Consider the following 16,935-nt stretch of genomic DNA (forward strand, 5'->3'; position numbering starts at 1 on the left):
GTTCAGATCGGGTCTCGAAGCTGGGAGTCAATTCAGGGCGGGATTCTACCCAAAGTGCTGGCAGCGCGTCTACCGACCCAGGATCACCGTCTCGGTTGTCACGGTGCGTCAGGTCGAAGACTGGATCTACTCGGTACGACGTCCGTGCGATCACCGGGTGCACCACGAGCCGCAGCAGGGCGAGCGCGATAGGCAATCGGCTCCTAGCTTAACTACTTACATTCCCTGTGCCTGGAGCCCGCCTTGCCTCACTCCGTTGCCCCGATTGCATGCCTGCTGACCTGCTGCCTTGCGCTGGGGTGCTCCCCAACTTCTGATGACGCTCAGGGGTCGGTGCTCTTACCGACCGACCTGCAGGCCCGTGTCGAAGCGCGCCTGGACGGGCTCGATGCGACCGCGACAGTCTACGCGAAGCACCTGCCGACCGGGCGGGAAATCGCAGTACGGGCAGATCTCCCCATGAACACGCTGAGCGTCATCAAGATCCCGGTCATGGTGCAAGCGTTTCGAGATAACGCATCCGGCCGCTTGGACTTTGACGCACGCTACCCAGTGGACCCGGACGATATGCGGCGCGGTAGTGGTCTGGTCCAGACGTTCGCTCCAGGTCTGAACCCCACGCTACGGGGCCTAGTCACGCAGATGATCATCACCTCTGACAACACAGCGACGGACATGGTCATCGCCGCTGTCGGCCTCGATCGGGTGAACGCGTTTCTCAAAGCCGAGGGGTACGTGGATACCCGTTTGAAGATGACGACCGGCGACCTGTTCCGAGAAGTCTGGGTTCGGACGGACCCGGCCAACGCGTCGATGACCGACCGACAGGTGTTCGCCCAAGGCTTTCCCAACGATGATGCTGCGTCAGATCGCTCGTTCGCGCTCGAGGGCGACTCGACGGTCTGGCTTGGCCGAACGACAGCCCGTGAGATGGGCAGACTGCTCGAGCAGCTCTACTCTGCAGAACTGACCGACCAGGCCGCCAGTGAGGACATGGTCGGCATCCTCAGTCGCCAGTTGTACTCAAGCCGGCTCCCCCAGCGAGTCCAGTGGCAGGGCGTCAGTGTCGCGCACAAGACCGGGGACTGGCCACCCATGGCGGGAAACGATACCGGGATTCTGTTCTACGAAGGTGGCCCGACTGTCGTCGCCGCTTTTACGAACCAGAACACGGGCGACTTCTTTGACCTGGAAGCCACGCTCGGCCTGATCGCGGAAGATATCGTTCGGGCGTGGCGCTGACGGCTACATCCGAGCGAGAGCCATTCTCACAGCTTCGTAAGCGTTCACGACACCACCCGTAACCGAGAGTGTTCCGAAGGGAACCGCCGTCCCCGACCCGGGCTGTGGCACCATGTCATCCCCGTACTTCACCGACGAGTCCAGAAGGATGCGTCTCACGTCAGACGCAGAGAGCTCTGGGAAGTACGCCATGAGAAGCGCTGCGACCCCACTCACGACGGGCGCAGCCATACTCGTGCCGTCTTCCTGCTTGTACTCGCTACCCGGTACCGTCGACAGAATCGCCACTCCCGGCGAGAAAACGTCGACCCGGGTCTGGCTGTAGTTCGAGAAGGTGGCTGCCAGACTATCGACCATCCAATTGGCCGCACCGATCTCGATCCAGTTCTCCGCCCTGCCGCCGTCGTCGTATACCGGCGTCGGGAAGTTGGCGTTGTCGTCGAGGTTCTCACCGTCATTTCCGGCCGCGTGGATCATCAGCACCCCGGCCTCGTCCGCGTACCGAATGGCTGCATCGACGAGTGACTTCCGAGGGGAGTGCGTCTTGCCGAAGCTCATGTTGATGATGTTCGCGCCGTTGTCGACGGCGTATCGGATCGCATTTGCGACGTCTTTGTCTCGTTCGTCGCCATCTGGAACGGTCCGAATCGTCATGAGCCGGACGTTAGCACCAATCCCGTCGATGCCCTCATCATTGCCACGCATCGCTCCGATGATGCCCGCGACGTGCGTCCCGTGCTTCGCATCGGGGCCCATGACATCCCGGTTCCCGTACGCACTCTCGTTGCCATCTTCGAAGTCGTCACCGACGATCTCACGTCCATTGAACTCGGTATCGAGCCCGTACTCAGCCAGCCCCTCGTAGGCCTCCCGGGCTTCGACTAGCACTTCCATCGTGATCCCCCCCTCTCTCAGCTGCAGGTATATGTCACGCGCCTGACTCACCCGCTGCGTTCCCGGACGAATCGCCTCGACTACCTCAGGCGTCAGCTCATCCGTGGGCACCACGACGAGAAGCGTTGACGTCGCGAACTCGAGTGCCTGCTGAAGCTGATCGACCTGCGCGAGCGTCTGCTCAACCTCGGTCGCGCGCTCCTCATACTCCGAGCTAACCGCAGAGCAGTCGAGCCCGGCCGGAAGCGATTCTCCGCGCTCGCAGCGGGCATACATGCGGGTCACCTCCAGCGACTCGTGTCCAACGTTCCTACCATCGGCGCCACCGATGAAATTCCAGCCATAGACGTCGTCCACGTATCCGTTCCCGTCGTCGTCAAAGCCGTTCCCAGGCGTCTCGCCCGGGTTTTGCCAGAGCGAGCCTCGAAGGTCGACGTGCAGCGTGTCGATACCGCCGTCGATCACCGCGACGATGACCTCGCGAGCGGGCTGGCGATCGGCGAGCAATTCCCGATAGGCACGGTCTGCACTCACTCCGGGGACACGATCCTCGCCGAGATCCATCAGCTGCCATGCGTCAGGGGCTGATGTGATCAGTTCAGGCGGGGTGGGTTCTGCAGCCGCAGGCGCGGCCGTCGGTGGTGGGCTTATGGGCGCACCGGAGGCGCAGGCAGCAAGGAGGAAGGGGAGAAAGAGAAGACTGGGTCGTGAGCGCATGGAGATCAACGGGCTAAGAGTTTGTAACACGGTGATTCGATGGAAGACCATCTCGTGCGAGACGGCTTCACCGCAGTTCGTGGGTTACTGCCGCGACTCATAGTGATACCAATCCCCAGTGTTCACCGTTCCGGCCTCAAGTCCGCACGACTAGAGCGGGCGAAGCAAGAGTACACTCAGCAGACCGAGTTGAAATCACCAACAGGACAGTCACAGCAAAAGGATGCACCCGTGGGCACTCCTCGGTCGGCCTCAGGTGTTCAGCTAACTCGTTTGTATCACCTCGATGCCGGGGGCGGGACTTGAACCCGCAAGGGCCTAAGCCCGGGGGATTTTAAGTCCCCTGTGTTTACCGATTTCACCACCCCGGCAAGTGTTGTACTACAACAATTTACGAGATCACTGACTCAGTGTGCACCAGCTTTTCCAGAATATTGCATCAAATTTTGTAGCAATTGATTTTGGCCCTATAAGCATTCGGCAAGTTGCGTGAGTCATAAAACGCCCGATTAAGCCGTTTTTCCCCAATTTATAAACCATTCTTATGTGATGCTGTAATGTTATGTCGAGCATACAATAATGTGGCTAGGAGCGTTAGACGGTGCAGCGCGGGTCATTCATCAGCGCATGGTCGCGGAACCTCTCCGCCTCCCACTGGAGCTGGAGAAGATCACGTCCTGCACGGACCCAACCGATATCATCATGATTCGTGACCTGATGGCTCCAGACCTGCCGTGCTCTCCCTCCGCCACCCGGCTAACTTGTTCGTATGAATCCAGCCCGCTTCTCCCGCATTCGTGCGGCCCTGATTCGCCGTCAGCCCGACCTGACCGTCGTCATGGATCAGGTCCACAAGTCACACAACTTTTCTGCGATTCTTCGGAACTGCGACGCAGTCGGGATACTGGAGGCCCACGTCGTGCCCCCAAGCCACGGACTAGATCTGCATCACGGGACGTCGGCCGGCACGAAGAAATGGGTTCGCGTGCGCCGCCATGACGACGTCGAGCAGGCTGTTACACACCTGCAGTCCCAGGGCTTCACCGTACTCGCCGCCCATCCCTCCCCCGCCGCTACGGACTACCGCGAGGTCGATTTCACCCGACCCACAGCGATCATGATGGGAGCTGAACTTCACGGGGTATCGCCCGAGGGCCTCAGGAGCGCCGACGCCCAAGTGGTCCTCCCGATGATGGGGATGGTCCATTCCCTGAACGTCTCGGTGGCTACCTCGCTCCTGCTCTTTGAGGCGCTCAGACAGCGCCAGGCCGCAGGGATGTATGACAGCTCCCGACTGGATCCCACCGTCCTCGAGAAGACGCTGTTCGAATGGGCCTACCCCACCGTGGCGAAAGCTCGCAGGGCCGCAGACAAGCCGTATCCGCAGCTTAGTGAAGACGGTGACATCGTCCGGGGTACGTAGCCCCCATCTGATCGCTTAGAGCATCCGCCCCAGCTGAAAACGCAGCGAATCCTCTACACCTTCGTAGAAAAACTCAAAGCCTGATTCGATCAACTTCTTGGGCTGCACTCGCTGTCCCCACAGCAGTGCCTCTTTTCCGAGTTCCCCGAAAAGCGCCTTCACCGCCAGGGCCGGGACCGGCACGATCGTCGGCCGCCCCAGAGCACGCCCCAGCGCCGACGTGAACATCGAATTTAGCACGGGGTTGGGCGAAGTGGCGTTAACCGGTCCGCTCAGAGAGTCGTCCTGAATCGCATGCAAGATCACACCTAGCAGATCATCGAGGTCGATCCAGCTTACGTATTGTTTCCCGGACCCGAGGCGTCCGCCAGCGCCCATTTTGAATGGGAGGAGCATCTGTCCCACGGCGCCACCCGTCGGCGACAACGCGACCCCCGTGCGCAGGGTCACGACCCGCAGGCCCGCTCGTTCGGCCGGCGTGGTGGCCCCCTCCCAATCGCGACACACCTCGGCGAGGAAGCCTTTGCCGGCCGGGGCCGTTTCCGTGATGACTTTCTTGCCTTGATCTCCGTAGAAACCCACGGCCGAAGCGGAGACGAGCACACGCGGGCCATTCTTCATGGTCGCAAGCGTGCGACTGAGGAGTTCAGTTCCGCGAACCCGGCTCTGCTTGATCGATCGCTTACGAGACTCGGTCCAGCGGTCGGAAGCAATGGAGGTGCCAGCTAGGTGTACGACCGCATCGACTCCTTCTAGTCCCGCCGGATCCAGAACACCCGCGGCGGGATTCCAAAAGACGGATCGATCATCCATGCGACGGCTGTCCCGAACCAGCGAAATGACGTCGTGCCCGCCGGTGCTCAGGAAGTGCTTCAGGTTGGATCCTACCATCCCGGACGCTCCCGTGATGGCGATACGGAGTGGTTTCCGGTCACGGTACGGTGCGTGACGGGCCAGGTCCGTGAAGAGACGCTGATAGCGGAATCGGAACAGCCGCTCCAGCTCTCGCTTGATTAAACTCGGCCCAAACGTGGCGCCAGCAGCTCCGCCGGGCAGTTCGATCTCGAGATCATCGCTCACGACCGTGCCGCCGGTCGCGCCCGCTTCAAAGCCATGAGTATGAAGCCAGCTTTTCATCGGGCCCCTCACCTGCTCGTCCCGAAATTGCTTGCCGTACTCGTAATCTCGGTGCGTGAGGTCCCAGCGGAACCGCGTCGGGCCACGACGGATGCTGAGGCTGATAGCACCTCCGTCCTGGATGCCGCCACTCCGGTGTAGGACCTCGACATCGGCCCAGGGCGGCGTCAGACGTTCAATCGCTCCCGGACGCTCATGCCAATCGAATACATCTTCTGGCGCGTGGTCTGCGAGCTCAGTGCGAAATGAATAACGCATTCTTAACAGGTTAAGCAGGAAGTGCCGTCAGGCCGCCACTACCCCCGTGTCCACTCTAGGTCCCTTCACCCAAACAACAGTACGGCAGCGATCGACGGAACAAATTGCACCGTAAAATTGTCCAGCCCGTGATTGCTGCCAGCCTCGACGAGGGCCGCGACTGCACCACAAAGTATGCCTCCCCACAGCGGTGCGCCGCCAATCGAGCTCAGCGCGACGGTCGAGCCGACCGAAGCCACAACGAACACAGCGGCTGAACCTTCTAGCGTACGGGTCGCAGGGACCCCGACAAGCGACGGCACACGATAGGGGTGTTTGCCCCACCGGGATCCCACCGGCTCGCCGATCGCGTCACCCCACCCCGCAGCCAGATACCCAACCGCCGCGTATGGACCGGCGAAGATGGCTGCCGCGAGGCCTCCAACGGCGGTGGCCGCCAGCGGGACCAGTATGAACAGCGTCTGGCGGGGTCGATCAGAGTCACGGGCAAGCGCATCATACAGGACGTTGCCCTCTCCACCTGCAACTGCTCCCAGCACCACCAAGGCCACCACTACCCCGAAGACCAGAGTCCCGGGCAACCCGCAGAAGGTGTGAACGACCGCAGCAGATGTGAACACACACAGGTGGAAGAGCTTTCGGGTGTAGGCAACGCGGACACCACGGCGCCTGAGGCCACCGGCCACAGCCGTACCGACGCCTGCCGAAGCGACACCGGCTCCGAGGGCCGCCGCAGCGACCAACGGTGTGGGCACGAGGCTGAGTAAATAAGAAATCAGGAGACCGTGTCCTCGAAAACGGTGAATCCTTTTCGCGTCATTTTACCCTAGCCCTCTTTATTCTGGGATCGCCGAAATCATCCCCTACATTCGCTACCAGAAATTCAGCTCCCGACACTGGAAACTCTGGCATATCGCCAGAGCGAACTGGCGAAGCAGGTCCGAAAAACGAGGATATCCGCAGAACGAGAGTTCCTCGAGTGCTCCAGCCGACAGGTACAGCGCGGCGCCGCGAATGACCAGCCAGCTTCCCCGATATTGCAGTTTTTTTGACAAAAGGCCCCAAGGCCATGATTTCCGGTAGAGAATTCATGCCTTAGTGCCGTTCCCCGGGCGGGTCAACTCGACAGGGTGTCCCGAATGGCCACGACACCGGCGGCGGGTCCATCACTGTGACCATACACGGCAGATCCGGCAACGAGAACGGTGGCCCCAGTGGCCGCAATCTCCGCTGCATTTCCGACGTGCACGCCCCCATCGACTTGGAGTTCGGCCGAGGAGCCGGCTTCGTCGAGCATCGCCCGCGCGCGCCGCAATTTGTCGGAACTGGCTGGTATGTAGGACTGGCCACCAAATCCCGGGTTCACAGACATGACCAACAACAGGTCAAGATCTGAAAGGACCTCCTCAATCGACTCGAGGGGTGTGCCAGGGTTCACGGCGACGCCCGCCCTGACGCCTAGCTCACGAATCCGCTGTAGCGTGCGATGAAGGTGCCGGCAGGCCTCTACGTGGACTGTCAAAATGTCCGCGCCCGCTTTCGCGAACGCTTCGAGATATCGATCAGGGTCCTCGATCATCAAGTGCACATCAAGCGGAAGGTCCGTGGACCGCCGTGCACCTTCCGTAATAACGGGCCCAATCGTGATGTTCGGGACGAACTGTCCGTCCATGACATCGACATGGATCCAATCAGCCCCGCCGCTCTCAACCGCCTGGATCTGCTCTCCCAGTCGCGAGAAGTCACAAGAGAGAATCGACGGCGCCAGCTTTACCATTCCACTCATCGGTCCATTCCTGGCATCATGCGGCTCTCGTCATAGTTCGAATTCCATCTGCAGAAGCGATAATTGCCATGTCAGCCATCCCCAGAAACAGCCCGTTGTCGACGATGCCCGCCCGATATGCCAGCGTTCCCGCCAACGCCACAGGATCCGGGATTCCCGTCACATAGTGGCAATCAAGGAACACATTGCCGTTGTCACTACGGATGGGAGATCCCTCGTCGGACACGCGCAGAACGACCTCTGCCCCGGTACCGGCGAGGAAAGAAGCCTGGGCACCGAGGGCCCAATCGACGACCTCAACGGGAAGCGGCGCCTTCTGACCCAGCCGATCAACGAGCTTGCTGTCATCCGAGATGATGATGAGTCGATCAGACGCCTGTGCGACCATCTTCTCCCGCAACAGAGCCGCACCGAGCCCTTTGATCAGATCGAGTTCAGGAGACACCTCGTCGGCACCGTCGATGGTGAGGTCGAGGCGCGGGCGATCATCCAGTTCGGCAAGCGGGATGTCCAGCGAGCGAGCCTGCCGCTCAGTCTGTATCGACGTCGGAACGCCAACGATGTCCGTGAGGCGTCCCTCGGTAAGGGCGTCGCCCAGAAGGTCAACCAGATGGCGGACAGTACTTCCTGTTCCCAGTCCCAGTGCCATTCCGCTCTCGACCGATTCCAGGGCGGTGGCTGCTGCAGCGCGCTTCAGTTCATCTTGGCTCACGAGCGTAGCGTGTCCCGAGGCTAATCAGTGGATCGGCGCAGCAATGTACCCATCGAGAGAAGCGGGTACCACCCGGAGATCAGCCCTGCTCGGCCCCGCGTGCAGCGGCGCCCTCGATCCGGCGCCTCGCTTCCGAAAGCTGCGCATCGATCGCGCCAAGCGCCGTGCCGCCCGAGGCCGTCCGAGCATCGGCAGACGCCTTCCAGTCGAACACCTCGAAGACATCCTCGTCGAAGGTCTCGTGCGCCTCGCGGTAGTCGTCGAGAGAGAGCTCCGCGAGAGAACTCTCTGCGAGTTCGGCCCGTCTCACCAGCCTTCCCACCACTTCGTGGGTCGTCCGGAACGGCACCCCCCGTCTGACCAGGTAGTCCGCGATATCAGTCGCCAGCAGCTGTGCGTCCATTACCGCCAGCATTCGGTCCGGGCGGAATGCGGCCGTGCGAATCGCGCCGGTCATCGCGGGCAGCGTGAGATCCAGTGTGTCAATCGTGTCGAAGAGCGGATCCTTGTCCTCCTGGAGGTCCCGGTTGTAGCTGGTGGGGAGCCCCTTGAGGAGGGTAAGAATCGACATCAGATTGCCGAGGAGGCGACCGGACTTGCCGCGACCCAACTCTGCGACATCTGGATTCCTCTTCTGAGGCATCAAACTCGACCCCGTGCTGAAGCCGTCACTCAGCCTGACGAATCCGAATTCGGTGCTCGAGAAGAGGACCAGATCTTCCGAGAGACGGGACAGATGTACCCCGATCATCGCACCCGCATAGGTCAGGTCACAGATCCAGTCGCGGTCGGAAACCGCATCCACCGAGTTCTCCGACACCCGGTCGAAGCCGAGTTCAGTGCGAAGCACTTCCCGGTCGACAGGGAACGGACAGCCCGCGATCGCCCCTGACCCCAACGGCATTACCGAAGCAGCCGACCGGGCCGCGCGAAGTCGTTCGACGTCTCGGAGGAGAGGAAACAGGTGGCTCAGCGCCCACTGTGCCGCCCGAAGTGGCTGGGCCTGCTGGAGGTGCGTGTATCCTGGCATGACCACTTCGCGTCCCTGCTGAGCCAAGCCATGAAGCGCTCCCGTGAGATCGAGCACTCGACCGATCAGGCGATCGCAAGAAGACATCCCATACAATCGGACGCCCGTGGACGATTGGTCATTTCTCGAACGGCCCGTGTGTAGCTTGCCAGCAATGTCTCCGGCAGCCTCACCCAGCATGCGCTCGACAAGCGAGTGGATGTCCTCTTCCGATGCCCCCGCGAAACCTTCGGTCTCGATTCGCGTGGCAACGACCCCAAGACCCTCGACAATAGCGGCGGTCTCGTCAGGCGTCAGAACGCCTGCGTTTCCGATGGCCCGGGCCCAAGCGACACTCCCGCGAACGTCCTCCCGCCACAGCCTCTGGTCAATCGAAAGACTGAGATTGAACGGAACCATCTCCGGCGCCATCCCATCTTCGAAACGCCCACCCCAGAGTGACCCTGAGGCGTCGGCGCCCTCCGCCGTACTCAGACGGCCCCCGCTTCGATGACCCCCTCGATCAGCCTCGACACGTCGGCATCAGCGGGCCGCTGGCCTTCAACCGCAGCAGCGGCCCGGATCGGAAGTCCGAAGAGGCGAATGAACCCCTGAGCGTCCGCATGATCATAGGTGACAGCGTGCCCGAAGCTGGCCAGGTCCTCGCGGTACAGCGAGACCGGGCTCGTGCGGCTTACCACACGGGTCGAACCCTTGAACAGCTTCACGGTAGCCGAGCCAGTCACATTTTTCGAGAGCACATCGGCCATCGCCTGCATCGCCTCACGCTCCGGAGTCCACCACCGGCCCTCGTAAAGCATGTCAGCCCATCGGTGTGCCATCTCATCCTTGAGTCCCTCCGACCTCCGGTCGAGCGTGATCGACTCGAGATCCTTCAGCGCCTCGTAAAGAATCATCCCACCGGGAGTCTCGTACACACCGCGCGACTTCATCCCAACCAAGCGGTTTTCCACCAGGTCAGCACGCCCAACACCGTGGCGAGAGCCCATTTCATTGAGTGTCGAGAGAAGCTCAACTGCTCCCATGACCTCGCCGTCGAGCGAGACCGGGACGCCTGCGTCGAATCCAACGACAACATTCTCAGCCTCATCAGGTGCGAGCTCCGGAGCGAGCGTCCAGAGGTACATCGCTTCCTCAGGCTCGAAGGCCGGATCTTCCAACGGTCCGCCTTCATGCGAGATGTGCCAGAGATTCTCATCTCTTGAGTACAGCTTCGATTCGTCCACGCCCTCTAGCGAAATGTTCCGCGCCCGAGCATAAGCCACGCACTCCTCACGCGAGGTGAGGTCCCACTCACGCCAAGGAGCGATAACGTCGAGTTCGGGGCCCAGCGCTGCGTACGACAGCTCGAAACGAATCTGATCGTTGCCCTTTCCGGTGCACCCGTGCGCAACAGCTTCCGCACCTAATTGGTGCGCGATCTCGACCTGGCGTTTACCCAGAATCGGACGAGCCATCGCGGTGCCCAGCAGATACTTACGGCCGTATACAGCGCCGATCTTCAGCGTGGGAAATACAAAGTCTTCAACGAAGGTCTGGCGTAAGTCCTCGCCGTAGAAGGCCGATGCACCGGTGCGCATCGCCTTCGCCTTCAAGCCATCGAGTCCACCAGGCTGACCCACATCGCCAGCCATGCACACGACGTCTGCGTCGTAATTTTCCTTGAGCCACGGCACGATCACCGAAGTGTCGAGCCCACCCGAGTATCCGAGAACGACCTTCATATTCATGCTCCCTAACGCAGTGCCATTTTTTCAAAAAGAGGCCCGGAGGACAGAAGACCGACAGCTTCCCGCCAAAGCGTCGGAGAGCCGATTGCCTCAAACTTCCGCCCCCGGTCCCCTGTTTTGCATGCCGAGATGTGGATCACACAAGTGATCGAAGTATAAATATTCACTAGTTATGCATGGTGTCAACGGCGGTCTACCGGTGTGCGGCCATCGCTTCGATACGCGCCCTGACTTTTGGAAGTGCGCCAGGGTCTCGCAGGATCAGAAGGATGGTGTCGTCCCCTGCCAGAGTCCCCAGAACCTCCGGCCACTCCTCCCAGTCGATCGCGGCCGCAACCGTTTGCGCGCCGCCCTTCATCGTCCGCACCACGAGCAGGTGGTCCACGCCATCGGCGCTGTGGAAGAGCGCCGGCAACAGGGACTCAAGGGAAGGCGTGCTGTTCCACTCCTCGGGAGAGGAGTAGAAACCAACCCCGTCAGCACCTGGTACCTTCACTAGACGAAGCTCCCTCATGTCCCGCGACAACGTTGCCTGAGTCACCTCTGTCCCTCGCGCGTGAAGCAGCTCCCGCAGCGACTCCTGGCTCGGAACGCGATGAGTCCGAACGACCTCAATGATCTGCGAATGACGATCTCGCTTGCTCATGCCACCGCCTTTTCGACGAAGCCCCGCACGCGTTCAGGCTCGAACCCCAGACTGCGCTCGACCTCCTCACCGCCAGCGAAGACGATGACCGTCGGAATGCTGCGAATCTCGTATCGCATCGCGATGTCCTGCGAGGCATCGGTGTCGATCTTCACCACGAGCATCTTACCCATCTGCTGTTGTGCGACTTCGTCCATCAGCGGCGCCACCATCTTGCACGGCGCGCACCAGTCCGCATAGAAGTCGACGAGAACAGGCACCTTGGCCTGAAGAACCGTGCGCTCGAAATCTTCCTGGGCCACCTTCACAGGCCTATCGAGCAGCATCGGCTTGCTACACGCCGTACACGCTGGACGGTTAGTCGAGGTCGACAGGTCGACCTCGTTGATCTCGAGACAGAAACCGCAACGCAGGGACACTCCGGTCGCGGTCGTTTCGTCACTCAAGGCTGATCCTCTGGTTCAAGTTGGGACGTCAGGTAACCGGAACCTTGCAAGGGTTCCGGCCTTTGCGAAGAGCTGCCAAACAACGAGGCCCTGCCACCCAACGGTGAAAGGGCCTCGTCTATCTCCGGCCAAGACACGCCAGCTGCTCGAATCAGAAGAGGTCGTACTTCACTCGGAGCATCATGAAGCGACCGATCGCCGGCACGCCCACGAAGGACTGCCAAGCCGTATCGAAGAGATTCGTCACGGAAGCCTGAAGCGTCGCCCGAGTGCTCGGAATCGTGTATCCAGCCGTCAGATCAACCAGTGACGACGAATCGACATCACCGTCAAACCCGGCCGAGATCGCCGGGAAACCGGATGCGAATCGGACACGAGCCGACGCGCTGAGCCCGCTGACGACATTGCGGTAGGCGAGTCCAACAGTCCCTTTCTCTTTCGGAGCGTTAAGAGCGATCGGTGATCCGTCAGAGATCGGGAACGTGTCATCACTGACATGAGAGAACGACCCGGTCATCGATAGCTCGTTGGTGAGGAAGGCCTGGAAGGAGATGTCCCCGCCCCAGAGGTCGATGTCACCGACGTTGCGATACGAAACGATCAGGTCAGCGCCTTGCGCCCCCACATTGTTGGACGACTGGACACCCAACGGGAGTGCGATCGGACTCCCAGGTTTGCCCGCACCTGCCGAAAGCGCAGCCGCCGTTGCCGGGCCAACGATCGGGGTCAGGTAGGCCTCCATCGAGACCGGGTCGAGACCGATGAGAGGCGTCTGCACGAGGAGCGGCGAGATGAAGTCGTTTTTCCTCGTGTAGTACAGGTCAGCAGCGATCGAGATTCGATCGCTGATGACACCCGTCCAGCCCACCTCGAACGTCTGTGTGGTCGACTCGATTGTCGGCGGCAGATCGGGAAGAACGAGCTGGCTGAGTGGCAGCGCGGCCTGGGTGTTCGGGTCAATCGCCAACGCAACGATGTCTCCGTTGCCTGGGGTAAGCGAGGAGAGGAACGCCGCGGTCGCTGGGTCGATGCCACCGGCCGCAGCCAGCACCCCGACGTAGTACTGCCACATGAGAGGCGTCTGGGCGGGCACGAGCTGGCCTGCCCCGCCCGAGCCTGCCGGTGTAAACGGCGAACGCATCCATGCGAACGTGTCGTCCGGTCCGCGCAGAGACCACCCGTCGAGCCCACTACCGTAAGCTCGGGTCGTGAACCCGAGTGCACCAATCGGTGGTGGAGCGAAACCACCACCAATGTCGAGGAAATAGTTCAGCGCAGATGGGGTGGAGAACGCCTTGTTGTACGTGAGGCGGATGCCGTGGTTCTCGTTCGGCTTGAAGACCAGCGCGGCCCTCGGAGAGAATACGTTGTTGGGCAAGACCGAGTGCGAGTCGATGCGACCTGCGATGATCAGGTCGAGTTTCGGCATGAGGGCGGTCTTCGACTGCAGATACCCTCCCCACTCGGTCATCTCGTCGACGTCTTCGTAGGCCCCATAGATACGGCGGGAGGATGCAGGATTCGTACGGTAGTAATCGAAACCGTAGGTGAAGTCCTGACGCCCCTCTGCGAAGTCGATGCCGTGCTGGACCTGGGCGACCTTCAGGGAAGACTCATCGACCAGCGTGACGCCGTCCCGCAACAGGAAGGAATTTCCGGAGTTACTCCCGTTGTAATAACCCTGAGCGAACAGGCGCCCTTTGCTCAAACGCGCCTGAAAGAAGTCGTAGACCCAGTCCTCGGTCTGGCCGGCGCCGAGGCCGGTCAACTCGATACCACTCGAGGTGTTTCGCCCATATGTCGTCACGAACGTCCCGTCTTCTGCGAACTGGTAGTCCGCCCGCGCTTCGAGACTCCAGCGCTCGACTTCATATTTCCGATCGCCGATCCGACCGCAGGCGACGCCCGCCTCTGCCGTGCTGAGGCCCCGCGTGATTTTGTCTGCCTGACAGACCGCCGGGTTCGCGTCGGCAAAGGCCTGAGCCGTCTGCTCGGTCGGGTCGACGTATTCCCACTCATCTCCGGACAGGTACTGTCCAGAAATCTTCACGCCGAGGTTCTCACTGAGAAGAAAGGCCGACCGCATTGATCCTTGGTAAGCAGAGGGGCCCCCTCCGCCATTCGTCCCGCTCCCCAAAGTGAACGACGTCCCCTGCTCAGAGAGTGGTGATTTGGAGATAATGTGAACGACCCCGTTGGCCGTGTTTGGCCCGTACAGAGCCGAGCCCGGACCTAGGACGACCTCGATCCGATCGATGTCGTCGTCGATGGTCGGGATGTAGTGAAGCAAGTTCACCCGGAGTGACGGAACACCTGCCAGTCGATAATCGGACAGCATGTGCAAGCTGCCGGAGAAAATGTTGTTGAACCCCCTCACCACGATGTTCGAGTTCTGCATTCCGTGCGTTACTACATCCACGCCGGGAGCATTCCGCAGGTGATCGGCACTGTTGAACGTCGCGAACTCTTGGATCTCTTGACTCGTGATCACATCGGTCGTGGCGGCTGACTCGACGAGCCTCCCACCAGCGCCTACCGACGTGCGGTCGACCGTGACGACAACGCCGCCCCCGGTCAGGGCTGCAGCCTGAGTAAGCAACGAGATGTCCAGCGTCGTCGTGCCGCTCGGTCCAACAGACACGTCGAAGCGTGCATCTGCATGCGCAACGTGGCTCACGATCACGACATAGGAACCCGCAGGCAGGTTCACCAGATAGACGCCCTGGTCATTCGCCAACACACCCGTGCGGGGAGCACCGCCCCGGATCGTGACCTGAGCTTGGGGGACTGCCGCTCCGGTCTCATTCGTCACGGTCCCGGTGAGGGTTCCCTGCTGAGCGGCGGCGGTGCCGGTGAACAGGAACGCGACCACAAAGGTCGCTAATAGAGTTCGCACGAATTGTTGGCACATGTCAGCCTCACGAAGCCGAAAGGAATTCCAACGGTAGGATCCAACTTGAACGTAGACCCTAAAAGCTGGAAGTCGCAATCATTCCCAGCGAGCTTCCCCAGTTCCCCAGTTCCCCAGTACCACGGCCAGCCGATCTGGCGAAGCTCGACTGATCTCGACATGATGCGGCCATGACCCTTCCGGATTTTTCTCTGCCCAGGCTGGAGATCGCACACAAGCGTATCGCCGCGGCCGTCCACCGGACGCCCCTGGCCTACTCCCGTACTCTCTCCGAGCGTGTCGGGGCCGAGGTTTGGCTCAAATGTGAGAACCTTCAGAAGACGGGCGCGTTCAAGGTTCGGGGGGCTCTCAACCGGCTCCTGACCCTGAGCGACAAGGAGCGAGCTCGCGGAGTCGCCACGATCTCTGCCGGGAACCACGCGCAGGCAGTAGCCTGGGCCGCCTCGGCAACGGGAGTCCAGAGTGTCGTCGTGATGCCCGAGCACGCTTCACCGACTAAAGTGCGCGCGAGCCAGGAGTACGGAGCCGAAGTCATTCTTCATGGCGACGCCTCCGCAGCATTCAAGCGAGTCCTCGAGGTGAGCGAGGAGCGCGGACTGACCTTTGTCCACCCGTTCGACGACGAAGAGGTCATAGCTGGACACGCGTCGTGCGGTCTCGAGATACTTGAGGATGCACCCGAGGTCGGCACGGTAGTCATTCCCGTCGGCGGTGGTGGCCTTTCATCGGCGATTTCCGTGGCCCTTGCTGCATCCGGCTCTGACGCAGCGATCTGGGGTGTTGAGCCGGAGGGGGCGGCTGGAATGCACGACAGTCTCGCAGCAGGACATGCAGTCCACCTCGATCGGGTGGATACGGTCGCGGACGGCCTGGGGGCCCCGATGGCCGGGGTCCTCAACCATGCGATACTTGCGGAGTACGCAGAGGGTGTGGTCCTCGTCGAAGATGCCGAGATCATCGCCGCACTCGCTCTGATCCTGGAGCGCACCAAGTTGCTGGTCGAGCCTTCGGGCGCGGCAGGCCTAGCCGCAATGCTCTCGGGAAATATCCAGGTCGATGACGACCGGCCGGTCGTCATCGTGTTGAGCGGAGGCAACGCAGACCTCGAGCAGTTGGCTTCCCTTCTGGCTCAGCGCGATGGACCCTCAAATGATCCGTTGGCTACCGGGACATCGGCTACGAGCCCACCTGATGCAAACCCTTCGGCTTCGGACTAGTTCATGTGCCGACTGCTGGCTTATCTGGGTGAGCCGACGAGGGTCGCCTCGCTCGTGTATGGCGGTGACCACTCGCTCTACCAGCAGAGCTGGGCTCCGCATGAACTGATCTCCGGGTCTGTGAACGCGGATGGCTACGGAGTGGTCTGGTATCACGAAAGCAGGCCGGCTCGAATCGCGGAGGCCCGGCCTATCTGGTACGACGACGATCTCCGTCAAACACTTGATACGATTCGGGCCGGGACGGTAATAGCGGCGTTGCGGAACGGTACACCAGGCATTCCCGTGGATCGATCCGGCCTGCTGCCGATGGTCGATGACCAGTGGAGCTTCGTGCTCAACGGATTCGTACCTGACTTCCGAGCCAGCCACATGCGCGCGTTGCGCTCGACGCTTCCAGACGAGCTTTACGGTCGGCTGCGAGGGGCATCGGATTCCGAGACCCTCTTTCTATTGGCCCTGGCGGAAGTCCGAAACGGCACGAGCCTCGTCGACGCCCTGATTGCCGTGGTCCGGCGGGTCACGGAGAGAGTCGGGCAGGAGGAAGCTCAGCTGAACATGGTTCTATCGGACGGGGAGGTTCTCGCCGCCGTCCGAAGCAGCAATGTGGACCGAACCAACTCTATGTACACGGCGACGGGCTCGAACCTCGCCCCGGACGGTCACATCCTGACGTCAGAACCCCCGGAGGGCGACTCAGACTGGAACCACATCCCGGACCACACCTCAGTTGTAATCGATGCATGCGGAGTCACGCAGTCCCCGCTCGTGTCAGGCTGAGGCTCA

Annotated in this window: 14 protein-coding genes and 1 tRNA gene; 4 read left to right on the forward strand and 11 right to left on the reverse strand. The window is 61.2% G+C overall.

Translation table 11 applies throughout. The features are described 5' to 3' along the window. Nucleotides 1–333 precede the first annotated feature (333 nt). Nucleotides 334–1,242, forward strand: a complete 909-nt coding sequence (locus OSA81_03460) for a class A beta-lactamase-related serine hydrolase (protein ID MDE0898051.1) — start codon at nt 334–336, stop codon at nt 1,240–1,242. Nucleotides 1,243–1,245: 3 nt separating this feature from the next. On the opposite strand, the gene OSA81_03465 is transcribed toward OSA81_03460, so the two are convergent. Both OSA81_03465 and OSA81_03470 read right to left on the reverse strand, forming a co-directional pair. Continuing rightward, nucleotides 1,246–2,853, reverse strand: coding sequence for a S8 family peptidase (locus tag OSA81_03465; protein MDE0898052.1), 1,608 nt, complete (start codon nt 2,851–2,853; stop codon nt 1,246–1,248). A 287-nt stretch (nt 2,854–3,140) separates the two neighbouring features. Beyond that, nucleotides 3,141–3,224, reverse strand: a tRNA-Leu gene (locus OSA81_03470). 398 nt (nt 3,225–3,622) lie between these two features. On the opposite strand from OSA81_03470, the gene trmH reads away from it, so the two are divergent. Beyond that, on the forward strand, nt 3,623–4,276 hold the full coding sequence (gene trmH / locus OSA81_03475) for a tRNA (guanosine(18)-2'-O)-methyltransferase TrmH (protein MDE0898053.1): 654 nt from the start codon (nt 3,623–3,625) through the stop codon (nt 4,274–4,276). Between the two features lie 15 nt (nt 4,277–4,291). Here the strand turns inward: trmH and OSA81_03480 are convergent, their stop codons facing one another. From OSA81_03480 to OSA81_03520, 9 genes are all read right to left on the reverse strand, one after another. After that, on the reverse strand, nt 4,292–5,671 hold the full coding sequence (locus tag OSA81_03480) for a TIGR01777 family oxidoreductase (protein MDE0898054.1): 1,380 nt from the start codon (nt 5,669–5,671) through the stop codon (nt 4,292–4,294). 65 nt (nt 5,672–5,736) lie between these two features. Then, complete coding sequence (locus OSA81_03485) at nt 5,737–6,426, reverse strand: hypothetical protein (GenBank protein MDE0898055.1); 690 nt, start codon at nt 6,424–6,426, stop codon at nt 5,737–5,739. A 362-nt stretch (nt 6,427–6,788) separates the two neighbouring features. Then, nucleotides 6,789–7,457, reverse strand: coding sequence for a ribulose-phosphate 3-epimerase (gene rpe, locus OSA81_03490; GenBank protein ID MDE0898056.1), 669 nt, complete (start codon nt 7,455–7,457; stop codon nt 6,789–6,791). A 16-nt stretch (nt 7,458–7,473) separates the two neighbouring features. Beyond that, nucleotides 7,474–8,169 carry a ribose-5-phosphate isomerase RpiA gene (gene rpiA / locus OSA81_03495; protein MDE0898057.1) on the reverse strand — a complete coding sequence of 232 codons (696 nt, stop codon included), beginning with the start codon at nt 8,167–8,169 and terminating at the stop codon, nt 7,474–7,476. Nucleotides 8,170–8,248: 79 nt separating this feature from the next. Next, nucleotides 8,249–9,673: an argininosuccinate lyase gene (gene argH / locus OSA81_03500; GenBank protein MDE0898058.1), complete on the reverse strand. Its 1,425-nt coding sequence runs from the start codon at nt 9,671–9,673 to the stop codon at nt 8,249–8,251. Then, a complete protein-coding gene (locus OSA81_03505; protein MDE0898059.1) occupies nt 9,670–10,923 on the reverse strand; it encodes an argininosuccinate synthase in 1,254 nt (417 codons plus the stop codon). The genes argH and OSA81_03505 overlap by 4 nt, the downstream gene beginning before the upstream one ends. 199 nt (nt 10,924–11,122) lie before the next feature. Continuing rightward, nucleotides 11,123–11,575 carry an arginine repressor gene (gene argR, locus OSA81_03510; GenBank protein ID MDE0898060.1) on the reverse strand — a complete coding sequence of 151 codons (453 nt, stop codon included), beginning with the start codon at nt 11,573–11,575 and terminating at the stop codon, nt 11,123–11,125. Then, nucleotides 11,572–12,021, reverse strand: coding sequence for a thioredoxin (trxA, locus tag OSA81_03515; GenBank protein ID MDE0898061.1), 450 nt, complete (start codon nt 12,019–12,021; stop codon nt 11,572–11,574). Before trxA ends, argR begins: the two co-directional genes overlap by 4 nt. A gap of 151 nt (nt 12,022–12,172) precedes the next feature. Beyond that, complete coding sequence (locus OSA81_03520) at nt 12,173–14,932, reverse strand: TonB-dependent receptor (GenBank protein ID MDE0898062.1); 2,760 nt, start codon at nt 14,930–14,932, stop codon at nt 12,173–12,175. Between the two features lie 170 nt (nt 14,933–15,102). Here OSA81_03520 and OSA81_03525 point away from each other — a divergent pair, with 170 nt between their 5' ends. Continuing rightward, nucleotides 15,103–16,149 carry a threonine/serine dehydratase gene (locus tag OSA81_03525; GenBank protein ID MDE0898063.1) on the forward strand — a complete coding sequence of 349 codons (1,047 nt, stop codon included), beginning with the start codon at nt 15,103–15,105 and terminating at the stop codon, nt 16,147–16,149. Between the two features lie 3 nt (nt 16,150–16,152). After that, complete coding sequence (locus OSA81_03530) at nt 16,153–16,929, forward strand: class II glutamine amidotransferase (GenBank protein ID MDE0898064.1); 777 nt, start codon at nt 16,153–16,155, stop codon at nt 16,927–16,929. Nucleotides 16,930–16,935: the final 6 nt, after the last annotated feature.

The sequence above is a fragment of the Longimicrobiales bacterium genome (assembly GCA_028823235.1).
Lineage (GTDB): Bacteria > Gemmatimonadota > Gemmatimonadetes > Longimicrobiales > Gaopeijiaceae > UBA2589.

What these genes read in the sequence shown, in the direction of transcription:
- OSA81_03465 (MDE0898052.1), bottom strand. Translation starts at nt 2,853, where the DNA reads ATGCGCTCACGACCCAGTCTTCTCTTTCTCCCCTTCCTCCTTGCTGCC.
- OSA81_03530 (MDE0898064.1), top strand. Translation starts at nt 16,153, where the DNA reads ATGTGCCGACTGCTGGCTTATCTGGGTGAGCCGACGAGGGTCGCCTCG.
- argR (MDE0898060.1), bottom strand. Translation starts at nt 11,575, where the DNA reads ATGAGCAAGCGAGATCGTCATTCGCAGATCATTGAGGTCGTTCGGACT.
- OSA81_03520 (MDE0898062.1), bottom strand. Translation starts at nt 14,932, where the DNA reads ATGTGCCAACAATTCGTGCGAACTCTATTAGCGACCTTTGTGGTCGCG.
- OSA81_03505 (MDE0898059.1), bottom strand. Translation starts at nt 10,923, where the DNA reads ATGAAGGTCGTTCTCGGATACTCGGGTGGGCTCGACACTTCGGTGATC.
- OSA81_03480 (MDE0898054.1), bottom strand. Translation starts at nt 5,671, where the DNA reads ATGCGTTATTCATTTCGCACTGAGCTCGCAGACCACGCGCCAGAAGAT.
- rpe (MDE0898056.1), bottom strand. Translation starts at nt 7,457, where the DNA reads ATGAGTGGAATGGTAAAGCTGGCGCCGTCGATTCTCTCTTGTGACTTC.
- OSA81_03525 (MDE0898063.1), top strand. Translation starts at nt 15,103, where the DNA reads ATGACCCTTCCGGATTTTTCTCTGCCCAGGCTGGAGATCGCACACAAG.
- trmH (MDE0898053.1), top strand. Translation starts at nt 3,623, where the DNA reads ATGAATCCAGCCCGCTTCTCCCGCATTCGTGCGGCCCTGATTCGCCGT.